Annotated in this window: 20 protein-coding genes and 2 pseudogenes; 13 read left to right on the top strand and 9 right to left on the bottom strand. The window is 44.2% G+C overall.

Annotated elements, in window-relative coordinates:
- Window positions 1–108: 108 nt before the first annotated feature.
- From hepT to L5M51_RS01830, 6 genes and pseudogenes are all read left to right on the top strand, one after another.
- Complete coding sequence (hepT, locus tag L5M51_RS01805; RefSeq protein WP_263171273.1) at window positions 109–939, top strand: type VII toxin-antitoxin system HepT family RNase toxin; 831 nt, start codon at window positions 109–111, stop codon at window positions 937–939.
- Window positions 940–1,332: 393 nt separating this feature from the next.
- Window positions 1,333–2,478, top strand: a complete 1,146-nt coding sequence (locus tag L5M51_RS01810; protein ID WP_263171275.1) for a hypothetical protein — start codon at window positions 1,333–1,335, stop codon at window positions 2,476–2,478.
- 139 nt (window positions 2,479–2,617) lie between these two features.
- A complete protein-coding gene (locus tag L5M51_RS01815; protein ID WP_069454518.1) occupies window positions 2,618–2,830 on the top strand; it encodes a helix-turn-helix transcriptional regulator in 213 nt (70 codons plus the stop codon).
- 57 nt (window positions 2,831–2,887) lie between these two features.
- Complete coding sequence (locus L5M51_RS01820; protein ID WP_115014957.1) at window positions 2,888–3,346, top strand: DUF3987 domain-containing protein; 459 nt, start codon at window positions 2,888–2,890, stop codon at window positions 3,344–3,346.
- A pseudogene (locus L5M51_RS01825) lies at window positions 3,333–4,433 on the top strand (DUF3987 domain-containing protein). The gene L5M51_RS01820 and the pseudogene L5M51_RS01825 overlap by 14 nt, the downstream one beginning before the upstream one ends.
- Before the next feature lie 202 nt (window positions 4,434–4,635).
- Window positions 4,636–5,313, top strand: coding sequence for an inovirus Gp2 family protein (locus L5M51_RS01830; RefSeq protein WP_173496618.1), 678 nt, complete (start codon window positions 4,636–4,638; stop codon window positions 5,311–5,313).
- A gap of 145 nt (window positions 5,314–5,458) precedes the next feature.
- Here L5M51_RS01830 and L5M51_RS01835 read toward each other — a convergent pair whose 3' ends face one another.
- The 9 genes from L5M51_RS01835 to radC all read right to left on the bottom strand — a co-directional run bounded on the left by L5M51_RS01835 (window position 5,459) and on the right by radC (window position 10,472).
- On the bottom strand, window positions 5,459–5,752 hold the full coding sequence (locus L5M51_RS01835) for a type II toxin-antitoxin system RelE/ParE family toxin (protein WP_076500099.1): 294 nt from the start codon (window positions 5,750–5,752) through the stop codon (window positions 5,459–5,461).
- Entirely contained in the window at window positions 5,740–6,024 is a 285-nt protein-coding gene (locus L5M51_RS01840; protein WP_011920070.1) for a CopG family ribbon-helix-helix protein, read from the bottom strand. Before L5M51_RS01840 ends, L5M51_RS01835 begins: the two co-directional genes overlap by 13 nt.
- A gap of 288 nt (window positions 6,025–6,312) precedes the next feature.
- Window positions 6,313–7,035 carry a lecithin retinol acyltransferase family protein gene (locus L5M51_RS01845; RefSeq protein WP_263171287.1) on the bottom strand — a complete coding sequence of 241 codons (723 nt, stop codon included), beginning with the start codon at window positions 7,033–7,035 and terminating at the stop codon, window positions 6,313–6,315.
- 78 nt (window positions 7,036–7,113) lie between these two features.
- The gene (locus L5M51_RS01850) at window positions 7,114–7,680 is read right to left on the bottom strand and encodes a site-specific integrase (RefSeq protein WP_263171562.1); all 567 of its coding nucleotides are present in this window, start codon (window positions 7,678–7,680) and stop codon (window positions 7,114–7,116) included.
- A 108-nt stretch (window positions 7,681–7,788) separates the two neighbouring features.
- A complete protein-coding gene (locus L5M51_RS01855) occupies window positions 7,789–8,196 on the bottom strand; it encodes a DUF2787 domain-containing protein (RefSeq protein WP_263171290.1) in 408 nt (135 codons plus the stop codon).
- A gap of 188 nt (window positions 8,197–8,384) precedes the next feature.
- Entirely contained in the window at window positions 8,385–8,798 is a 414-nt protein-coding gene (locus L5M51_RS01860) for a DUF2787 domain-containing protein (RefSeq protein WP_249553729.1), read from the bottom strand.
- 268 nt (window positions 8,799–9,066) lie between these two features.
- Window positions 9,067–9,423 (bottom strand): type IV toxin-antitoxin system YeeU family antitoxin, encoded by a 357-nt coding sequence (locus L5M51_RS01865; RefSeq protein ID WP_263171295.1) that lies wholly within the window; start codon window positions 9,421–9,423, stop codon window positions 9,067–9,069.
- A gap of 139 nt (window positions 9,424–9,562) precedes the next feature.
- The gene (locus tag L5M51_RS01870; RefSeq protein WP_076500087.1) at window positions 9,563–9,925 is read right to left on the bottom strand and encodes a hypothetical protein; all 363 of its coding nucleotides are present in this window, start codon (window positions 9,923–9,925) and stop codon (window positions 9,563–9,565) included.
- Between the two features lie 40 nt (window positions 9,926–9,965).
- Complete coding sequence (gene radC, locus L5M51_RS01875; RefSeq protein ID WP_159075002.1) at window positions 9,966–10,472, bottom strand: RadC family protein; 507 nt, start codon at window positions 10,470–10,472, stop codon at window positions 9,966–9,968.
- Window positions 10,473–10,557: 85 nt separating this feature from the next.
- Between radC and L5M51_RS01880 the strand changes: the two are divergent.
- The 7 genes and pseudogenes from L5M51_RS01880 (at window position 10,558) to L5M51_RS01910 (ending at window position 19,408) form a co-directional block, all read left to right on the top strand.
- Window positions 10,558–10,742, top strand: a pseudogene (locus L5M51_RS01880) (helix-turn-helix transcriptional regulator).
- Between the two features lie 198 nt (window positions 10,743–10,940).
- On the top strand, window positions 10,941–11,855 hold the full coding sequence (locus tag L5M51_RS01885) for a WYL domain-containing protein (protein WP_263171301.1): 915 nt from the start codon (window positions 10,941–10,943) through the stop codon (window positions 11,853–11,855).
- Window positions 11,852–12,451 (top strand): DUF1819 family protein, encoded by a 600-nt coding sequence (locus L5M51_RS01890; RefSeq protein WP_263171302.1) that lies wholly within the window; start codon window positions 11,852–11,854, stop codon window positions 12,449–12,451. The genes L5M51_RS01885 and L5M51_RS01890 overlap by 4 nt, the downstream gene beginning before the upstream one ends.
- Window positions 12,448–13,062 carry a DUF1788 domain-containing protein gene (locus L5M51_RS01895; RefSeq protein ID WP_263171304.1) on the top strand — a complete coding sequence of 205 codons (615 nt, stop codon included), beginning with the start codon at window positions 12,448–12,450 and terminating at the stop codon, window positions 13,060–13,062. The genes L5M51_RS01890 and L5M51_RS01895 overlap by 4 nt, the downstream gene beginning before the upstream one ends.
- 89 nt (window positions 13,063–13,151) lie before the next feature.
- Window positions 13,152–16,859: a BREX system P-loop protein BrxC gene (gene brxC, locus L5M51_RS01900; RefSeq protein WP_263171306.1), complete on the top strand. Its 3,708-nt coding sequence runs from the start codon at window positions 13,152–13,154 to the stop codon at window positions 16,857–16,859.
- Window positions 16,860–16,883: 24 nt separating this feature from the next.
- Window positions 16,884–18,449 (top strand): hypothetical protein, encoded by a 1,566-nt coding sequence (locus tag L5M51_RS01905; RefSeq protein ID WP_263171307.1) that lies wholly within the window; start codon window positions 16,884–16,886, stop codon window positions 18,447–18,449.
- A complete protein-coding gene (locus tag L5M51_RS01910; protein WP_263171309.1) occupies window positions 18,449–19,408 on the top strand; it encodes a hypothetical protein in 960 nt (319 codons plus the stop codon). Before L5M51_RS01905 ends, L5M51_RS01910 begins: the two co-directional genes overlap by 1 nt.
- Window positions 19,409–19,476: the final 68 nt, after the last annotated feature.

Raw genomic sequence — 19,476 nt, forward strand, 5'->3', positions numbered from 1 at the left:
ATTATGTTCCTGAGTCAAAAAGTTAGGGGACGTGACAAACGAATCTAACCTGTTAAGTCCGACTCAGGGTTGTTATTCTTACTTCATGACTAACCTAAAGCCAAACCTATGACTATTGAGCAGAGCCAGCATTTGCACCAACTAAACGCTTTAGCTGCAAGCCATTCTGAGGTGGCAGCATTATGGCTTTATGGTTCGCAGGCGAAAGGAAATGCTAGCGAGCATAGCGATTGGGATTTAGGCGTCGCATTCGACCCGGTAAAGGCGGACAGTGTGCTTGATACTCGTATTAGAGCTGAACTGCTTGCTATGGATTGGCAAAGAGCATTGGGGCTAGCCGAAGGGAAGCTTTCCGTTGTCGATATCAATCTAGCACCAATCCCTCTGGCCTTCAGTATCATTAATGCTAACAAACTTATCTTTAGTCGAGATGAAGGCCGAAGAATGCAAGAAGAGTCTCGCATAATGTCGCAAATGGAACTCGATTATTCAGCACAAAGCCACTTCATTATTTGGGATAGTGTCTATATCACGTCATTGCGTTTAAGCCTTAGCCGATATCAAGCCGAACTTGGAGAGTTACGTCAATTACTTAGTCAGCGTTCCCTATCTAATCTCGAATATCGAGCAGCAGAGCGAATACTACAGGTCTTTATTGAAGCTTGCATTGGCATTGCAAAACATTGGGCTAAAGCACTGGCTGGATATAGTCCGCAGGATGCTTACCAAGCATTTGAGATCCTGTGTCAACGAGGTGCACAACCAGCCGATGAATTAAACGGCAGGCGTAAAGTGATAGGCCTGCGTAATGCACTGGTACATGATTATCTGAATATTGACCATGAGATAATCCGCAGTGTGATCTTTCAAGGTTATAGCGATAGTTTATTTGTCTTTGCAGAGCAGGGGTTAGAGTGCTTATCACTGAAGAGTGACTAAAATGGGCCTCCTTACCTTTATATGTGCCGTGAAAAACTCTCTTGCCAAGTAGGAGCTTTTCAATATATTTTCGCAAAATTTGTCTTATGCTTGCTCTGCTCTAATGCTTTTGTACATTTTCGCCTATTCACTGAAGTCAATTCATACAGAATGCCTAATACTTGCCATGATCTCCAACTCATCATTATGCTGGGTTCGTCCCAATACCTTTTAAAATGTCCATCGGGTAACTCATGGAATTTGTGATGCAATGCTGGTTTTTATTGTTGTCTAATCATGATTTTCCAATGAACAGGTATAGAAATTTGTCTCATTTTTTAGAATTAGAAGTGATTTTTGGTGCTATTCCTGCTATTAGTAGCAGAAATAGCAGTTTATTTGAGTGGAGTACCAATGGACAACATCGTAAATCTATCACTTTTAGACGCAGGGAATAAATTAAAAATTTCTTTATCTGAGATACTCAAATACCTGAGTGAAGATAATAAACCGGTATTGGCTAGTTTTCATCCAAATGTAAATGTTTGGGCTCTTCATAAAATAAGTAAGAACTCTTCAGTTGGTTTTAAGGAATTTATATCTATTAAAGATGCAAATGGTAAAGATAAAACAGAAGTTTATAAAAATGAAGTGGTTTGTGATGTGGAATTGATTAAGGATATTAACTTTTTAAAATTATCAGGGGCCAGTGTTAATGCTATTGCTCGGCATGGACATTTTGAAATAAATACATCAGATGCCATTTTCTGGTTAGATTCAGATGGTGAAATAAATAAAATTAACTGTGTTGGAAAGCGTGAGGATTTTTTGAAATTAGGTAAGTACGAAAAGGTGGTCAAATATTCACCACAGTATATGATTAATAATTTCGTTAAACTAAATGGTGAAGTTGATTTTGTTTTCACTGATAAAATAGTTAATGTGTGGTTGCCTGATAATAGTACTTTAAATAAATTGACAAGCATAAAAGTTGGTGTTGATTCAATATATGTGTTTGAAAGTGATATTCAAGGTTTTATGGTTGATGATGTTGACTTGATTCCTATATCTAGCCCCTATTACGTTGATAAATCTATCCGAAATCAATCTGATCTTGATAAGTTGGCCGTTAAAGGATTTTGTTTGTTTGAAATGCAAAATAAATCTGATATTGCAACTATTGAATTGGAATCGTGGATGGAGAAAGAACAGGGTTATCCTGTAAAGAAAGCAAAGACTGCTGCTTTCTGTCTTCGTCCAAAAACAAGGGCAAATAATGATGCTAGTAAAGAAAGTTCACAAATTTGCAAATTTAAGTTTTTAACTGAAGCACTTAGTACATTTTGGCAAGGAGAATTTCCAGAACCTAACGACAAAAAGAAGCTAGATCCAGAACGTGACCATAAATTGATCTCTCAAGTTAATGCTGTGATTTGCGATGTATTCAAATTTTTAGTGAGCAAGCATTTTTCAGAGGAGAATGCCAATTACGCAGAACAAATTTTAAGGCCAAACGTTTACAAGAGTATGAAAAGTGCAGAAACTCTTAGAGAAATTTAAAAATAAATTCGGGAGATAATTATTCTTTAAAATCCTGTGCTTCCGTAGGTTTGGGAGAAAATGGTCTCGATTTTCTCCCTGGAAAACGTTAAAGGCAGGCGCTTATCATTGCAGCTTCTTACACAACAAAGAGGCGCATATGGAACTGATCATCACTAATAATTCAATCATTCGATTGAAGACATTAACCCAGTTAACAGGGCTTTCACGTTCGACCATCTATGATAAACAAAACTCGCGATCTCCGCGATACGATCCGACTTTCCCTAAAAAGGTGACACTTGGTGCCAGAGCGGTAGGCTGGTATTTTGGTGAGGTTGAAGCATGGCTTAAATCAATAAGAGTTCAGTAATGGATTAAAGATTTTCTGATCACTGACAATATTACTTATTATCAAAGGAAAACTGATATGTCTGAACGTTTTGAAAATAAAAACTTACCTCCGCGGCGGTATAATAAAAATATATATATTACATTTCCAGTATCTAATGGAGTTTTTCCTCGAATAGGAGAAGGTACTCTGTTAGGTAATACGATACTTGAAACTCATTTAATTACTAAAGCAGCATATCCCTTAATTGCCAGTACAGCACTTGCTGCTATTTCTACCGCCTTACAGGTGCATATAGATGTTGAACTACCAACAGGGAAGATTTGTCCAATCTCGCTTAACTTATTAACTTGTGCTGATTCAGGTGAGCGAAAATCTACGGTTGAAAATTTATTAATGGCAGGGATTAAAAATTACCAAAAAAAGCGTGAATTATCTTGTAAAGAACAGTTAATTAAGTATGAGATTTTGAGAGAGGTACATGATGCTAAATCCAAGTCGCTTAAAAAAAGATTGCTCAGAAATGCAGGAATCTAGGAACACAGAAAATGAAGTAAGTGAAGTAAATGAAATAAATGATCCTTTACAAGAGTTGATCGAGCATGAAGCAAAACAACCACAACGGCCAAAGGCTTTCAGAATTATGTATGAGGATAGTACGATAGCGGCGCTTACGTTTGGACTCAAGAATGACTCACCACATGCGTATCTTGGGTCAAGTGAGGGCGGTGTTCTAATGAATAGTGCCTTAATGTCAAACACACCTGTGCTTAATGCCATTTGGAGTGGAGATGATGTCACTGTTGCAAGAAAAACAACAGATTCTTATACGCTTTCAGGTGTTAGGTTAACTACACATATCATGATCCAGCCTCAAGCATTGAAACGATTTATGGATAAATCACAGGATGTTGTAAGAGGCAATGGTTATCTTTCTCGCTTTTTAGTGTGCTTCCCAATGCCTCTTAGCGGTGGTCGGAAAACCAATGGGATCAGGTATGAGAAAGAATTTATCAATCAATTCAATCAAAGAATAGAAGAATTACTAGAGGGTAAATAAATGGAACGTAGAATAGTAAAATTTTCAGATGACGCGATAGATTTATTGCTAAATATATCTAACGATATTGAATTTAAAATGGCTCCTGGGGGAATTTACGAAAATGCCAGAGATCATGGTTCAAAACTAGCAGAAATGATTGCTAGAGCTGCAGCAAATATTCACTATTTTGAACATAATTTTGACTCTAAAATATCAGTTGAGTCATTAAGAACAGCAATTGACTTGGTGAGCTATTACTCTTTTCACTTTTTAAATAATTTTTGCCCACCACCTATGGAGGTCATTCTGGGGCAAAAGCTAGCTCTATGGTTAAATTCATATCGTGATCGAGGGTATCGGTATATTAAAAAGAATAAGGTCTTACAACTTGGCCCTCCTATGTTAAGGAAAAGCAAGAATTTAAATGATGCGTTGAACGAACTTTTATCGAATAGACTTATTGATGTTTTTGATTATAATACCACGGTTGTTATTGATTTGTATCCTGGAGCTCCTTATGACAGAATTATCTTTGAACGTGATATGAACCTGTTTAATATCAATCAAAATGGTCCTGTGTAGCTTGATTGTTTTCTGCATATAAAATCAGAGTTGGTTTTTATATTGTATAGTTTTGACATCTGCTTCTTGACGAGCATATTTTATTTCAGACTGTTTGTTCTGTGAGGGGCTCGTTTGTTTTCAATTGCTGCGACTCCTAGGTTGTTAATATTATATTGATAATCTAGGGTTGTTATTTTTATAACTTTAAGGTTGGTATGGTGTGTCTCAGTATAACAATAGAAACTTAACCGTATTAAATGCCAAAGAGTTTAGTGGACTGCCAATTCTTCAATTTAAAAATGGAGTCTATGGGGAGTATTTGCACAATAACTTTAACGTTATTTATCACGCATTAAAAAGGTACTCAAAGGTTTTCGCTGTGAGAGTTGACTTGAGATTTCCTGAATATTATGACGCCGATGATAACCGTTATGTTACGCGGTTTATTGAATCTCTAAAAGCGAAAATTACCGCAGACTATATTGCAAAGTGTAAGAACACTGAAGGATTTGTGCATCAAAGTGAAGTACTGTATATCTGGGTGCAGGAAACCGGTGAACTTAACCGACCACACTACCATCTTTGTTTGTTTTTTAATGGTAACGCTTATAGAAGTTTAGGTGTATTTGAACTTGGTAGACCTAATTTGTATAACCGAATCGTTAAAGCTTGGGCGAGTGCGCTAGCGTTGGATGTTGTTGCAGCACAAGGCTTAGTTCACTTTCCCAAAGCGCCTTGCTATCTATTAGAGCGTGGTCGGATTCACCAGACTAATACTTTACGTGAGTTGTTTCTGCGGTTAAGTTACTTTGCCAAAGTTGACAGTAAGACCTATGGTGATGGACGTCGTCATTATGGCTGTAGTCGATTATTGGGTAGGCTACAAGTTGGTGATTAGTTTTCTTAGTACGGTTGCTGCAGCGAGTACAAATACGGAAGTTGAGGGCAAGGGCTCAAATCCCTTGCTTTTGTCTTTATAGAGAGCAGCAGTATATTCATAATTACATCATCCATAAGAAGACATCTTTGCTGATGCATCTCTATCAATATCCGGCTTCTTTTTGGTGGCGGATACACAATACGGTCAATCGTTCACCGCCATCATACTGGTACATTGCCAGATAACCCGTATCACCAAAGTCAATCAGCAGTTCCCTAAAGCTAAAGTCATTGTCATCGATAGGCCGGCCAATGTCTGGATAGCTTTCCAGTTTTCTAATGGTATTGATTATGGCGCTGGCAGCGCGTTGTGCGGCGGGGGGATTTTTAGTGCGAAGAAACTCACGTAAGCGCTCTAAATCACGTAATGCAGTGGCGGTGAAGATTATTTGTGGCATGTAGGGGCAGCCTTTTCATTTTCACTTCCCCAGGACTCCAGCCAACTCACCACTTCGTCACCGGTGACATGCAAGCCTGATGTCTGGTGCTCTTCCCATGCGCGTAACGCTTCTTGCTGCAGCGCCTCGCGCTTCTCTTCTCTCTCAACGTATTCACGGATCGCTTCACGCATCATCCAGTGTGATGAACGTTTACGCGTTTCGGCTAAATGCTCGACTCTGGCTTTAATATCGGCATCTAATTTAACCGACACGGGTTTGATTGTGCTCATCTGTTACTCCAAAGGTCATGCTTAGTACTACTAGGTAATACCTTAGCATAACGTAGTACAAAAAAATAATGATTACACGTTTACTTGCCTGCATGAGCAACGCCATAAGCTCAAGGATGATAGAAGATAGTTTGTATCACTTAACTGGGCAAACCTGTTACGCCGTCATCACGCTAATCTTCAACGTAATCGCAAGAGGGATAAAAACGATAGCGGCAAGTGATGCCGCTTCGTTTAGAGGGGTTGGCTAATGGGTGACTGAGTACTCTCAATATTGCAGGTGAAGCATCATGACCTTAACCAATGCCATGCATCGGCTATCAGCCCAGCACCAGCTTTTACGCCATTGATGCCCACTTCTGCTGTCGTCAACATGGTGTTTAAGCCAGTTTCTACACTGCCGGTGACGAGTTTGATCCCTGCATCAGTTATTTCACCTTGGCTTAAGCAAGCATAACTCTCACCCAGGGTTTGGGTGGTGCCTTTTAGTAAGCATTCTGCAGGCTTAGCAATAAGATCCCCAGGTGTCCCTAGTAGTGTGTTGACGTTGTCGGGTAGTCCTAGGTATTCGCCGGTCATTTTGATGGCGGTAGAGGCTAATACGACGTTTGCGACAGTCCCCGTGGCAAGCTTTGACGCAGTACTTCCCAGCAAGCCTGCTCTGGCTGAGCCTTGCAGCGCAATGTGGGTGAGATTACTGACTTGATTGGAGGTGCTACTTCCCGCTAAGCATTCATTGACGAAGTGCTCGCAATTATTGGTAGCTACGCCGTATGGACTATGACCCAGCTGATTGCGCGCAAGCTCAATGGCTTGATGAGGAAACAGCGTGGACTTTTTCACTCTGATCTTATGGCCACCCGCAAATTGCTGCAGGTCGATTTCTTCGATGATGCCCTGTTTAGATAAGTGAATCACATTGCCATGGCCAACATACAGGCCATGGTGTTCGGTTAAGCCAAGCGGATCGATATTGGTGACCAGATGATCACCTGGATGAAATGTATACATGGTATGTACTCCAAGAAAGCAACGCAGATACTTCTAGGTCGCATCTGCCAATGGGTTGAATAGGGTGTGTTGATTGACTCAGATTTCCAGCTCGACAAAGTCCTTATCGATTTGCTGCTGAGTAATGCCGATATAACGCAGGGTGACCGCTTCCGATTGATGCCGCAGCATGCGCATCACCCGGCCAATGTCTTTGCAGGCTTGATATAGGTGATAACCGCGGGTTTTACGCATCGAGTGGGTCCCTAGGGCTAACTTGATATCGTCACCGACAAAGGCAAATGCTTTGGCGACGGCGCGTCGTGTCAGTGGTTTCGCGGGGGCCTGCCGGTCTCTGGCTTGGCTCGAACGGTGGGATTGGAACAGGTAGATATGCTCAGGGTGACGTTGGTGGATCGCCTCAATCAATGCCAGCGTCTTCGGGTTGAGCTTGATGCTGGCGCGTTTACCGGTCTTCTGCTCGATGATGCTTAAGCGATCGCCGTCGATATCGCTGAACTTGATGGCCAGTAAGTCAGAGATCCTAAGGGCCAGATTAAGGCCGATATTCCAGACATCGGCCATCTGCTGACCAAAGTGACGTTCGAGCAGGTAACTGATAAGCTTGATGGTGTCGCGGTTCTTGACCGCCTCGACTTCGTTCATGCTTGGTTCCCTCAATTGGCTATGTCATCAATGTGGGCACCAGTACATTGCAAACCCGCATGGGGCCTGCGTTGCTTGGTGCCCAAAATACCTTTGTGGGCACCAAGTTCAGTCGGCGCTAACCTGAACCTGGTAAACCTCCATCTCGAGGTAGTTGCAAAAGTTCTCCAGCAGCAGCCGTACCTGGCTGTCGGCATGCTCTAGGTAACAGCGGCCAAAGAAGCTGTTGTAGACCTGCTTCTCCTGAAACAGCACTTCCATTTCTTTCTCAAGCTCAGGAAAGGGGTCGCCGCAGTAAGCAAAGTCGGTAAAGTAATTGAGATACCAGCAATCATCTTGGCGGTAGAGGTTGAACTCCACTGGGTGATAACCGCCGCTCTCTGCGTTGTAGTCGGGATCGCGGTAGTTAAAAGTGACGCTGTTTAGGTTAGGGTTATTGAGTGCTGCCAGTTGTCGTTCTAACACTTCATAAAAGTGCTCTGGCAGTGGCAGGATGGTTTCGCGGTGTATTTTCATGGTGGACTCCAAAACAAAAAGCCCGCTAACGACGGACGTTGCGGGCGAGGTTGGTTGTTAACGATATGGGTTTGACGCAATGAATTAGACTGATTAGCGCGGGTGTGATGCGCTTGGCCTGTTGCTGGCGATAGAACTGAAACCGGTAGATAGGATAGGATGTTCGCGCGAAATGACGGCGAGGCGAGTTAATCCAAGCTCACCTGCACTTGATAGGCTTCCATCTGGTAGTAACTGACAAAGTTATCGCTAAACAACTTAATCAGCCCCTGTGATTCCCGCTCAGTAATCCAGCCACTAAACAGGCTATAGACCTGCTTGCTGTTAAAGCAGATATCGATGTCTTTAACCAGTTCAGGGAAGGGATGGCCACGAAACGCAAAGTCGGTGACGTAGACGAAACGCCAGTGATCTTGCTGTTTCTCAAGTCGTACTTCGACGGGATGAAAGCCACCATCTTCGGCGCTGTAATCTGGATCTCGAAAATTAAGGGTGATGGCGTTGGCGTCTTTTGGTGTGACTTCAGCCAGTTCCTTTTCGATCACTTGGTAAAAACGATCAGGCATCGCTGGCAGTTGATTACGCTTGATAGTTAATGTCATGGAATATTCCTTATTTAAAAACGGGCATACGCAAAAGCCAAGGCGCAGTCACGCCTTGGCTTTTGCTGTCTATGTGGTTTGGTTAATAAAACGGGTGTTTGCTAAGCGGTTTAATGTGAGTCGCTAAGGGCTACTTGCTAAGGCTTTTGAGCAGGGAGATTAAAGTTTGGTGGTTATGTTTAACGGATTAGTACTGGCTTACGATAATGAATGGGTTATCGAGGCAGGACGAAGTTGCTGGTGGTCAGTGGCTCAGTGGCTCAGTGGCTCAGTGGCTTAGCTTTGGTTTAGTTTCGGTTTGATAAATCGCAATATACAAATAGCCATGGCTGCCTAATGTGTCGGCCTCACAGGTAAAGCCAACGTGCTCAATGGTGACGCAGTGCTGCTCAGTGGCATCAATATCGCCGGTGGCCACCAGCCGTTCAAGCTGTTTAACCATGGCGGGAAAGGCCTCGATAAATTGTTGTTTAATTGCTGGTGGAAATTCACCGACAAAGCTTGAACGGTCATTGAGATAATCCAAGTGCAGACCACGTAAAATCAGCCTTGCACCAAAGCGGGGAGACACTTTACGGGGCAAGCCCCAGGCGTGCTCAATATCGAAAAGTTTTAGCGTTGTCATAGTGACCTCAATGGTTGAAAAGAACTTTAGGGAGTAGGGGGCTCATTAGCTGACTAGCGAGAGCAGTGATAAATACCTGTGCTAGTTAGAGCGGTTAATACAGCCGACTAGTGGAGTGGGTGATGACATGAAACGGTCTTTAGGTGTGTACGCTCCAATTAGGTTGCTCGTTGCTGCCATGGTTGAAGTACACACCGTTGATCACACGCTGCCATTCACCTGTAGGCACACCATAACTGTCACAGGGGCAAACATAGCGGCAGAAGCTGATCTCCTTGGGTAAGTGCTCAACCACATCACGGTGAAACACACTCAATACGGTTTTATGCAGCTTTGGATTTGGTGCCACAATCGGCTTGCCAATCACTTGGCCCATGGCATTAAGTGGTCTCACAAACATCGGCAAAATGAGTTCAACCGCTAAACGGTTACGCAGTTCAGGAAACGCGGCACAGGCCTCGGCGACACAGGCCTGTGAAAAGCTATCGGTAAATTCGATCATGATGGACTCCTTGATTTGGCGTGGTAGGTTTATACGCTGGCTAGAGTAAGCCGCGCTCAGCAAAGGACACTGGCGTGCGGCCAACCACGATATGGTCAAGCACGCGCACATCGATAAGTGCTAATGCATCGGTTAACCGTTGAGTGATGTTCTTATCTGCAGCCGAAGGTTCAGACTCGCCAGACGGGTGGTTATGGGCAAAAATCACCGCAGCGGCATTGGCGGCCAATACAGCCTTAACCACCTCCCGTGGATAAACACTGGCGGCATCTAAAGTGCCAAAGAACAACTCTTTAAACTCGAGTAATTGATGCTGATTATCGAGCAGCATCACCGCAAACACCTCCCGCTCATAACCACCGAGTTTGTAAGTTAAAAAATCCTTAGTGGCTTGAGGGTTGGTATAGGCGTCTTTCTTTACATAGCGCTCGGCAATGATATTGGCGGCAGAGGCAAGGATCGCTTCGGCAGTCTGCGGCCACTGATTGATCGGCTGATTTATCGAGTCGTTAGGTTCAGCTTTGGTGGGTATCGCTTTTGTTGACATTTCTGGCTCCTTGAAAGCGTTAATGGGCTTATGCACAGGAGTGATATATATCTGAAAAGATTTGGAAAAGTTGAAAGTTACTGGCATAGCTATTCGAATAAAAGACGTGATTGACACAACTGGCTTAGCCCGTTCAACCATTTACAAGTACCTTGATAAAGGTATTTTCCCAAAGCAGTGAAACTGGGCAGTAGAGCTGTTGCATGGGTAGAAAGTGAAGTAAAAGAGTGGATATTGGAAAGGATCGTGCAGAGAGGTCAGAGGGAATAGCGCTAAAGCTATGAATACACCACTGAAATTTCAACTCATCAAAGAATACAAAATTTCTGCTTCAAATCACAATCTAACATTCGATAGCAGTAGCAGAACAATAAACTTCTTGTTAATATCAACCTACTTTAATTCAGTAGGCAGTGTAACAAATCTCAGTTTGTTGTACCGTCAGCATGAGTAAACTAAGGATAGCTTTTGACTCAACTGCCTTCGATTCCGCTTACATTGGACAGTTTAACGCTTGCACAGCGCGAGCGACTGGCTCACATTGATTTTGTGTTAATGTTCAAAGGTGAAGCCCGCCGAAGAGATCTTATCGAGCGCTTCAATATTGCCCCTTCCGTTGCGACCCAAGACTTTGCCCGTTACAAAGAAATTGCGCCGCAAAATGTGGTTTATGATGAAAAGCGTAAGCAACATCTCAAGGCTGCGTCCTTTATATCCCTTTTCGATTTTGACGTGATCAGAACTCTAGCTACCTTAAGCCAAGGGTTTGGAGATGGTTTTTTACGGCAAGGCTTTCCGACTATTACCTGCGAAAGTCCATATCGTCTTAATCGTCCTGCTATCCAAATTGTCGCGGCAATTAGTGAGGGCATTTACAAAGCTTCTTCGCTAAAAATCACTTATCACTCCTTATCATCGGGTAAATCGGTGCGTGAGATAGTTCCCCATACACTGGTCGATACGGGCCTTCGCTGGCATGTTCGTGCATATGACAGAACGAGCAATGAATTTCGTGATTTTGTACTCAGTCGTATTGAGGCGGCTATGCCCCATGGTGATGAGCCAGTGGACCATGAGCTGCAAGCCAAGGACAAACAGTGGAACCGCATCGTGGAATTGGAACTGATCCCTCATCCCTACATTAGTCATAAGGAAGCGATTGAGCGTGATTATCAAATGGAACAGGGCGGGTTAAAAATTGATATCAGAGCCGCCTTGGCAGGTTACTTACTCAGATTATGGAATGTTGATTGTAGCCAAGATCATACCCTTAAAGGGCCAGAGCTACATCTGGCGCTCAAAAATCATCAGGCGCTCTACGGCGTTGAAAACCTCGTCTTAGCACCTGGGATGAACTCCCATTCTGGAAGTCCAATTTTATGAATGCAAAAGCATACTTAGGCGACATTATCGGTGGCAGCATCATGCTTCGTGAAAGCAGGGTTATCGCCAAGCTACTTAAGTCGCACCCAGATGATCAGCAATGGCTACAGGCCATTGTTGATGAAAATATATTACAAAAACCTTCAGTTCACAGCGCAAGACGGATGGCAAGCACAGTCCGAAAACGTATTGAACCCTTAGGGGAAGCGTTTTGGGCGGACCTCGAGGTCGCTCAAGATGAGCTAGCGAATCAGCTCCTGTTATTTTCAGTGATGAAACAATCACCAGTGCTATCAGATTTTATGATGACAACCGTTTCTGACGCGCGTCGCATGTACCGCGAAGTGCTCAGATTAGATGATTGGCAGGAATTTATTGACTCAAGATTTAGGGTAATCGAGGGGCTTGAAAAGTACTCAACTGCCTCGATCCAAAAAATTGGCTCGAATATATTCAAAATCCTTGCGGATGCAGGCTTTCTCGAGTCTGGCCGCAGTAAAAAACTCAAAAATGTTTATCTGCAACCCGAGCTTACTGATTGGTGTAATCAGTTTGATTGCACCCATATTCTTAATGCCATGGAAAGTGCACGATGAACTTGCAACAGGAAAGCAAAACCTCGCTGATAACGCGATTAGATGCGATAGAAGAGCGCCTCAAAAGTGACAGCTTTTTAAACAACCAAGAACTGGGTGGTGAGATTGGTTTTTATATTTTCGATTACCCACCCCAGTACGAGTTAATGATAAGGGATCACCTTGCAAGCACTTTAGGCAAGCTTGAGCGTCAGAGTTATCGATTACTACATCTGAACCTGTTTGAAGAAATCATCGAAATGCTCCGAAGCCGAAAACTTCTAGATAAAGCCTTTGAAATGGAAATACAAAAGGGCACCGAAGCACTGGCAAAAGCCCTCAAGGGCCCACTGGAGCAAGGCAAGGTCGCGAGTCAATTATCCGAAAAAATTCAAGCCCTGCAGCCTCAGTTTGTGGTGCTATCAGGCCTTGGGCAATGTTGGCCATTACTTAGAGGTCACAGCCTATTAAATGCACTGCACGCCAAAATGGCACACATACCTTTGGTGCTGATGTACCCCGGGCGTTATACGGGGCTTGAACTTTACCCGTTCGATTTTGATTCTGCTGAGATCTCACAGGCAAACTACTATCGGGCATTTCCGTTGGTGCCTAGAGCAAAGCACTATTAACCAATGAATGTAAGTAAACAGACTAAACCATAAAAACCAGCAACGGAATGCCAGATAAAAATCTGAGCCGTCATTTTCGGGAAGACATTATGCAATTAAAAGACTTATTCAACAAAGAGCTCGACCGTCCAATCAATGGCGTTGTTAAAGCCGATCAGCTCGATGAACAAATTGTTTGGAGCGAACTGGATGAATATGTAGTCACCCGAGAGCTTGACCGTCACTTGCGCCGTTTTTTTGAGTCCTACCTGCCTGGTATAGCCAATCCCGATGATCCTGCTGTTGCCGGTAAAATAGGTATATGGGTATCGGGTTACTTTGGTTCGGGTAAATCGCATTTTATTAAAATTTTGTCTTATTTGCTGGGCAATCAAAAGGCCGTTAACAAGGGTGAAACCCGCGCTGCGATAGAGTTCTTCAAATCAAAAATCACCGACAGCCTGCTGTTTAGCGATATCCACGCCGCAGTGAATCGCGACACCGATGTGATCTTATTCAACATCGATAGTCGTGCAGATACCGAAGATAAAGAAGATGCCATTCTCAAAGTCTTTCTGCGAGTGTTTAACGAGCGCTTAGGGTACAGCGCCGATCACCCCCATATTGCGCACCTTGAGCGCGAGCTCGATGAACGCGGTCAATATCAAGCATTTAAAGACAAGTTTTTTGAGGTCAAGGGCGATCACTGGGAAGATGAGCGTGATGCTTATGGTTTCTGCCGTGACGAAATGGCCATAGCTTGGTCCCATGCCACAGGGCAGTCTGAGGCATCCTCGATACAGAGTATGGAAAACCTCGAGTCGATGTTTACCCTCGACATCGCCAACTTTGCTAAATGGGTGAGGGAGTATTTAGATCGCTGTGGCGATAAGCGCATTCTGTTTTTAGTCGATGAAGTAGGCCAGTTTATTGGCAGCAACACACAGATGATGCTCAAACTGCAAACCATCACCGAAAATCTTGGCACCGCCTGTGGTGGCCGGGCATGGGTTATTGTTACCTCGCAGGAAGATATTGATGCTGTCCTTGGTGATCTCAGTGCTAAAAAGGGCCAAGATTTTTCAAAAATTCAAGGTCGTTTCCATACACGGATTTCTCTCTCATCATCCAATACCAGTGAAGTGATCCAAGCGAGGTTGCTCGAAAAGAGTCCAACAGCCAAAGATGAACTCGCAGCCTTGTATGCAAGAAAGGGCGATATCCTCAAAAACCAGCTCGCCTTTGACAGCAATACCACGGTAGAGCTCAATAGCTTTGAGGACAATGTCCAATTTATCGACCATTATCCTTTTGTACCTTATCAATATTTATTAGTGCAGAAGGTGTTTGAGGCTATCCGTAAAGTCGGCGCCACAGGTAAGCACCTCTCCCGCGGTGAGCGTTCATTGCTAGATGCGTTTCAAAATGCTGCGCGGCAATTTATGCAAGAATCCGTAGGTGTGCTCATTCCGTTTCATGCCTTTTATCCCGCTATCGAGTCGTTTCTAGATACCAACGTCAAACGTATTTTCGAGCAGGCTGCCGAGAAAAAGACCCTAGAACCTTACGATGTATGCATTCTAAAAACGCTGTTTTTAATTCGCTATGTCGATATTCTTAAATCGACCTTAGATAATTTGGTGACGCTGTCTATTGAAGAAATCGACACCGATAAAGTAGCCCTAAAAAGTCGGATTGAAGCCAGCCTTAACCGTTTGGAAAATCAGTTACTGATCACCCGTAATGGTGATGAATATGTGTTCCTCACCGATGATGAGAAAGCCATCGAACAGGAAATCAAGCACACCCAAGTAGAGTCTACTGAAGAAAACCGCCAACTAGCGAAACTGGTATTCGACGAGGTCCTCGGCGGCAAGCGTCAGTATCGTTATCCGGTCAATAAACAAGATTATCCCTTAAGCCGGTTCTGTAATGGCCACCCAATTGATGGCAGTTTGCAAACTGATTTAGTGCTCAAAGTGATTTCCCCCTTGGATGCCAATTATGACACTTACCATGAGCAAGCCTGCAAAGCCATGAGTAGTGAAGGGCAGGGTTGTGTGCTATTACGATTACCCAGCGATAAGCGCCTTTGGGATGAGTTTGACACTTGGCTTAAAACTGAAAAATTCCTCTCAGGGATCCGCGGTCAGCGCCCAGAGCAAGAAAAATTGCTCGCCGAAAAAGCAATGGAAAACACCAGTCGTCGCAAACGCTTAAGCTTGGCCTTTGAAGATCTGGTTAAGCAAGCGCCTTGCTATGCCCTTGGCAGCGAACTCAATGTTAAAGCCGCCAATGTGGTGAGCATTATTGACGAGTGTTTTGCCTATGTAATTGAAAACTCATTCCAAAAACTTAACTTGCTTAAAAATTCAGGCAACGCACCATTGCAAGAGCTTAAGGCCGTCGTCACCGCCGATGATCTGGCTCAGCTCAATCTCGGCCTTGGTGAGCAAGATCCTAATGCGGGCGCTAAGCAAGAAATTGCGCTTTTCTTGGATGTGGCAGATTCAGCCAATAAGCCAGTGTATTTAAAGGATATGCTGGAGCGATTTACTGGCCGTCCTTTTGGCTGGAACCGTGACGAAGTGATACTGCAACTTGCGTACCTAGTACTGCAAGGTAAGGTGGCGCTGTCAACGCCTGCGGGGGATTTACCCCTTAAACGCAGTTATGAGCAATTTACCTCAGTTCGCAGTTTTGCCACCTTGCGTCTACGGCGCGTGAGGCAACACTCCGAGCTGCAAATCAGCAAAGCGGCAAAGCTTGCCAAAGAGATTTTTAACAAGCCCTTTGAGGTGAGCGAAAAAGAACTAGCCAAAAAGCTGTTGGAAGAACTTAACAGCTGGCAGGCGCTGCTCAGAGACTTCACCCAAAAAGCCAATTTATCCGATTGCCCCGGCAAAACGGTATTAGAGCAGGGCACCCGCTTAGTGGCTACCTTGCTGGAGCAGCAAAACAACAGCTTTAGCTTAATCGAACAATTACAAAGCGACAGCAAAGATTTACAAGACTTTGCCGAGGAATTTGAAGAAGTCGAAGAGTTCTTTACCCGCCAATTTGAGACTTGGCAACAGATCAAGCGCGCGATAGGCGAGCAATTTGCCGCTAACCGCCATGCCTTGGAGCAAGATATTGAGGCCGCCAATGCCTTCAATGAGCTTGAGCTTATCGTCAAGGCGGCCGCGCCTTACGCTAAGCTGCGTACGGTCGCAACTCACATTGATACCCTAAAACGCGTCAATCAGCGCTTGATCGAGACTCGCCGTTACGCCGCGGTTGTTAGCATTGATACCGTTAAGCAAAGCTGTGTCAGTTTACTGGCAGGCTTACCGGATGAGCTCTGTAACCGAGCACTGCATCCCTTTGAAGACCTTAAACAAAAGGTCGCCCAAAGCCATTCGCTGCATGAGATGTTGAGTTTTGAGAAGCAAGCCGATGAACTCGAAGATGATGTCATTGAGATCATCAACAAGTACAGCGCTGCGCAGCAAGCACAGTTAAAGCAGGCGCAAGCGCAGCAAGGCTCAACGGTCACTGAGCCATGCGCAAAGGCCGCAGCAACAGGCACTGCAACCACTGGCACAGTAGCAATGGCTCCGTCGGGTTCAACCCTGACACCGCCGTCGGTTAAACCAGATCCAGTTACACCACCGGCCCCTGTCGCCAAGCCGATTGAAATAGTCTCGCCCACCGAGCTGTTAGGTGCCAGTCATATGTTTATTGAAACTCGAGATGATATCGAAGCCTATCTCGACAAGCTGCGCAGCCGCTTAAGCGATGCCATTAATGCTGGCAAGCGGGTACGGATTAAGTAGGATAAGGGATTCGGGGAACTACAGATGAAACGGAATCAACAACTTAGCAAAACCAAAGAGTCGTTGAAGGAGCAGCGATTTAATGAGCTGAAGATCAGTTTGCGAGAACAGATGTTTCAGAGTGTGATTGGCCCTTTTGGGTTAACTCCGGCCATGTTCGATGACAAAACAGGTGGTAATGTCACTACCCAGCATAATGCCGATCAAGGTATCTATGCCAAAGAATCTGAAAAGTATAACCGAACATCGGATTATGGCTTTTCTAAGGCAAAGAAAAATCTTCTTAAGCAGTCCCATGCAGACCGTACTATGAATGATCAGACTTTCGTAGATAAATATACGGGCAAAGAAGCATCAACTAGAAGAATAACCGAATCTGGTCATCATAAAATGAACGCGGAGCTGGATCATACTGTTCCGCTTGCTGAAGCCCACAGAGAAGGTGCATGGATGCTTGGTAAAACCGAGAGGCAGGCGCTTGCATCTGAAAAAGATAATCTTCATTTCACAACAATGGAGAACAATCGAAAAAAAGGTGGGAAATCTGCAGAAGAGTTTTTATCTGAGGAAAATGGCTTTGATCCATCTGTGACCAAGCCCCTAATTGACAAGGCAAGAAAGGCGGTTGATAACCATCTACCCACCGAAATGGAACGCTTACAGTATCACGGAAAAGCGTTGGCCATGACCAGTGCTAAAGAAGCCGGAAAGAACGCATTAAGGCAGGCGCTGGGGATCTTACTCTTCGAGTTTATCAACGGCTCATTTATCGAAATGTGGTCGTTAAAGTCCTCATTTAAAACTCCTGGTTTTATCGACAGGCTGATAGCGGCCTTTAAACGGGTTGCCAACAGAGTCATCAATAAACTGGGTAGTGCTCTGGATGCTGCGATTCAGGGCGGGGTTCAGGGCTTTGTCAGTAACCTGCTGACGTTTATCATCAATTCCGTGGTTACAACTTCTGCCAAGGTGGTCACCATCATCCGCGAAGGCATGAAGGGGCTGTGGGAGGCTGTCAAAATGATAGCCAAACCACCTGAGCATATGAGCTCAGATGAGGTGTTCCGTCAGGTAACCAAAATCATCGCGGGGGTGGTCACCATGTCACTCGGCATGCTATTCGAAGAGTCCGTAAATGCATTTCTTGTATCAACAGGCATGCCTTATGCTGGGGCTGTCTCGCAAGTTATTACGGGGTTACTTACTGGGATAATTTCAGCACTGGTTATCTATGGTCTGGATAGTCTGTTTGACAAGCTTGCAGAAAAAGGCACTGATCTGTTGCATGCTAAAGAAGCCAATCTTGATGAACTACAAAGTAATTTGTTACACATGGCTGACTTGCTTGAGGCGCAGTTCAAAAACTCAGCAATGTATCAAGATATTGCAAAAACCTATCTGCAAATAGGGCTTGCGCTCGAGACAGCTTGTGAAGCGTCTACCGCGACTTATGAATCCTGTGACAAAGACAGACTTGCCAAAGAACAGTTACTCAATGAGCTTAGTGTTAAGAAGCAGCAATATCAGGACAATCAACAAGAGCTGGATGCGCTAATGACCGGCCTTAATATCAAGGGATGGGGGGCGTAATGGACAATCAATCAACCAGCCTGATTCAGTCTGTCGCACATTCAGATATACCTGATGACTTTCTGCGTGCTGTCGATATGAAAAGTCTTCTGCAAGGCTTCTCTGCCGACTATAAAAAAATGGACAATCTTAAGTCAGCTAGAAAGGAGCACGAGGAACGAAACTTTCTCAGTCGATGGTGGAACAAGAGCGAGCTTGAAGATGCAACACTGGATGCAGCAGAGTTGCAGGCAAGTTTTTCCAAGAAAATTGGTCAATTAATGGTGTTGAGTGTTGCCCAGTCTAAGCAATTGGTAAACCAGCAGGAAGAATTGGCAATACAGCAAGAAATTATCCAAGAACAAACACTGCATCTTGCAGCCAGTGATGAAAAGATCCAGCAGCAACAACAGGTATTATCAGAACAAAATCTCAGGCTGGAGAAACTGGTTACTGAATATTTTGAGCTGAAGGGGCTGACGCAGGAAGGAGCCATTCAGCTGATCAAAATCGCTAACGAGATTAAACATACCAAAGATCAACTGATTGAATCCGTTGATCAGCAAATCTCTGAGATACGTCAATCACATCAATTGTTACAGCAAGAGCAATCTAAGTTGATCAATCAGGTAGAACATCTACTTGAGCAAGCGTTAGCAGAACATGACACACGCAGGCAAGCGGAAATGACTCAGCAGCGAATGGCTTGGACCCATGCATTGGATGTCCAGCAAAAGGCTTTGAACGAGCTTGCCGCATCAACCGGGAAACATCACCAGTTGCAGGCTCAGACTATCGAGAGTCATAAGACATTATTGCAAACACAAGCAGCAGAGCTGGCTAAACTGCGTAGCGACATTGCACATCAAGATGTGTGCTGGCGGCAAAGTGCCCGCCGTTGGTTGATATCCACGGTTGCAACAAATGCACTCTTTATCTCTGCATTAGTATATCTTGCATATCAGTTACACCTACAGTAGGCGTTATTCTGATTTTGTCATCAGATGAGTGCAGGATTGCTAAAAATAATTAAGCATTTTCCGGATAA

Origin of the sequence: Shewanella sp. SM73 (assembly GCF_025653795.1) — a bacterium.
Classification (GTDB): domain Bacteria; phylum Pseudomonadota; class Gammaproteobacteria; order Enterobacterales; family Shewanellaceae; genus Shewanella; species Shewanella oncorhynchi.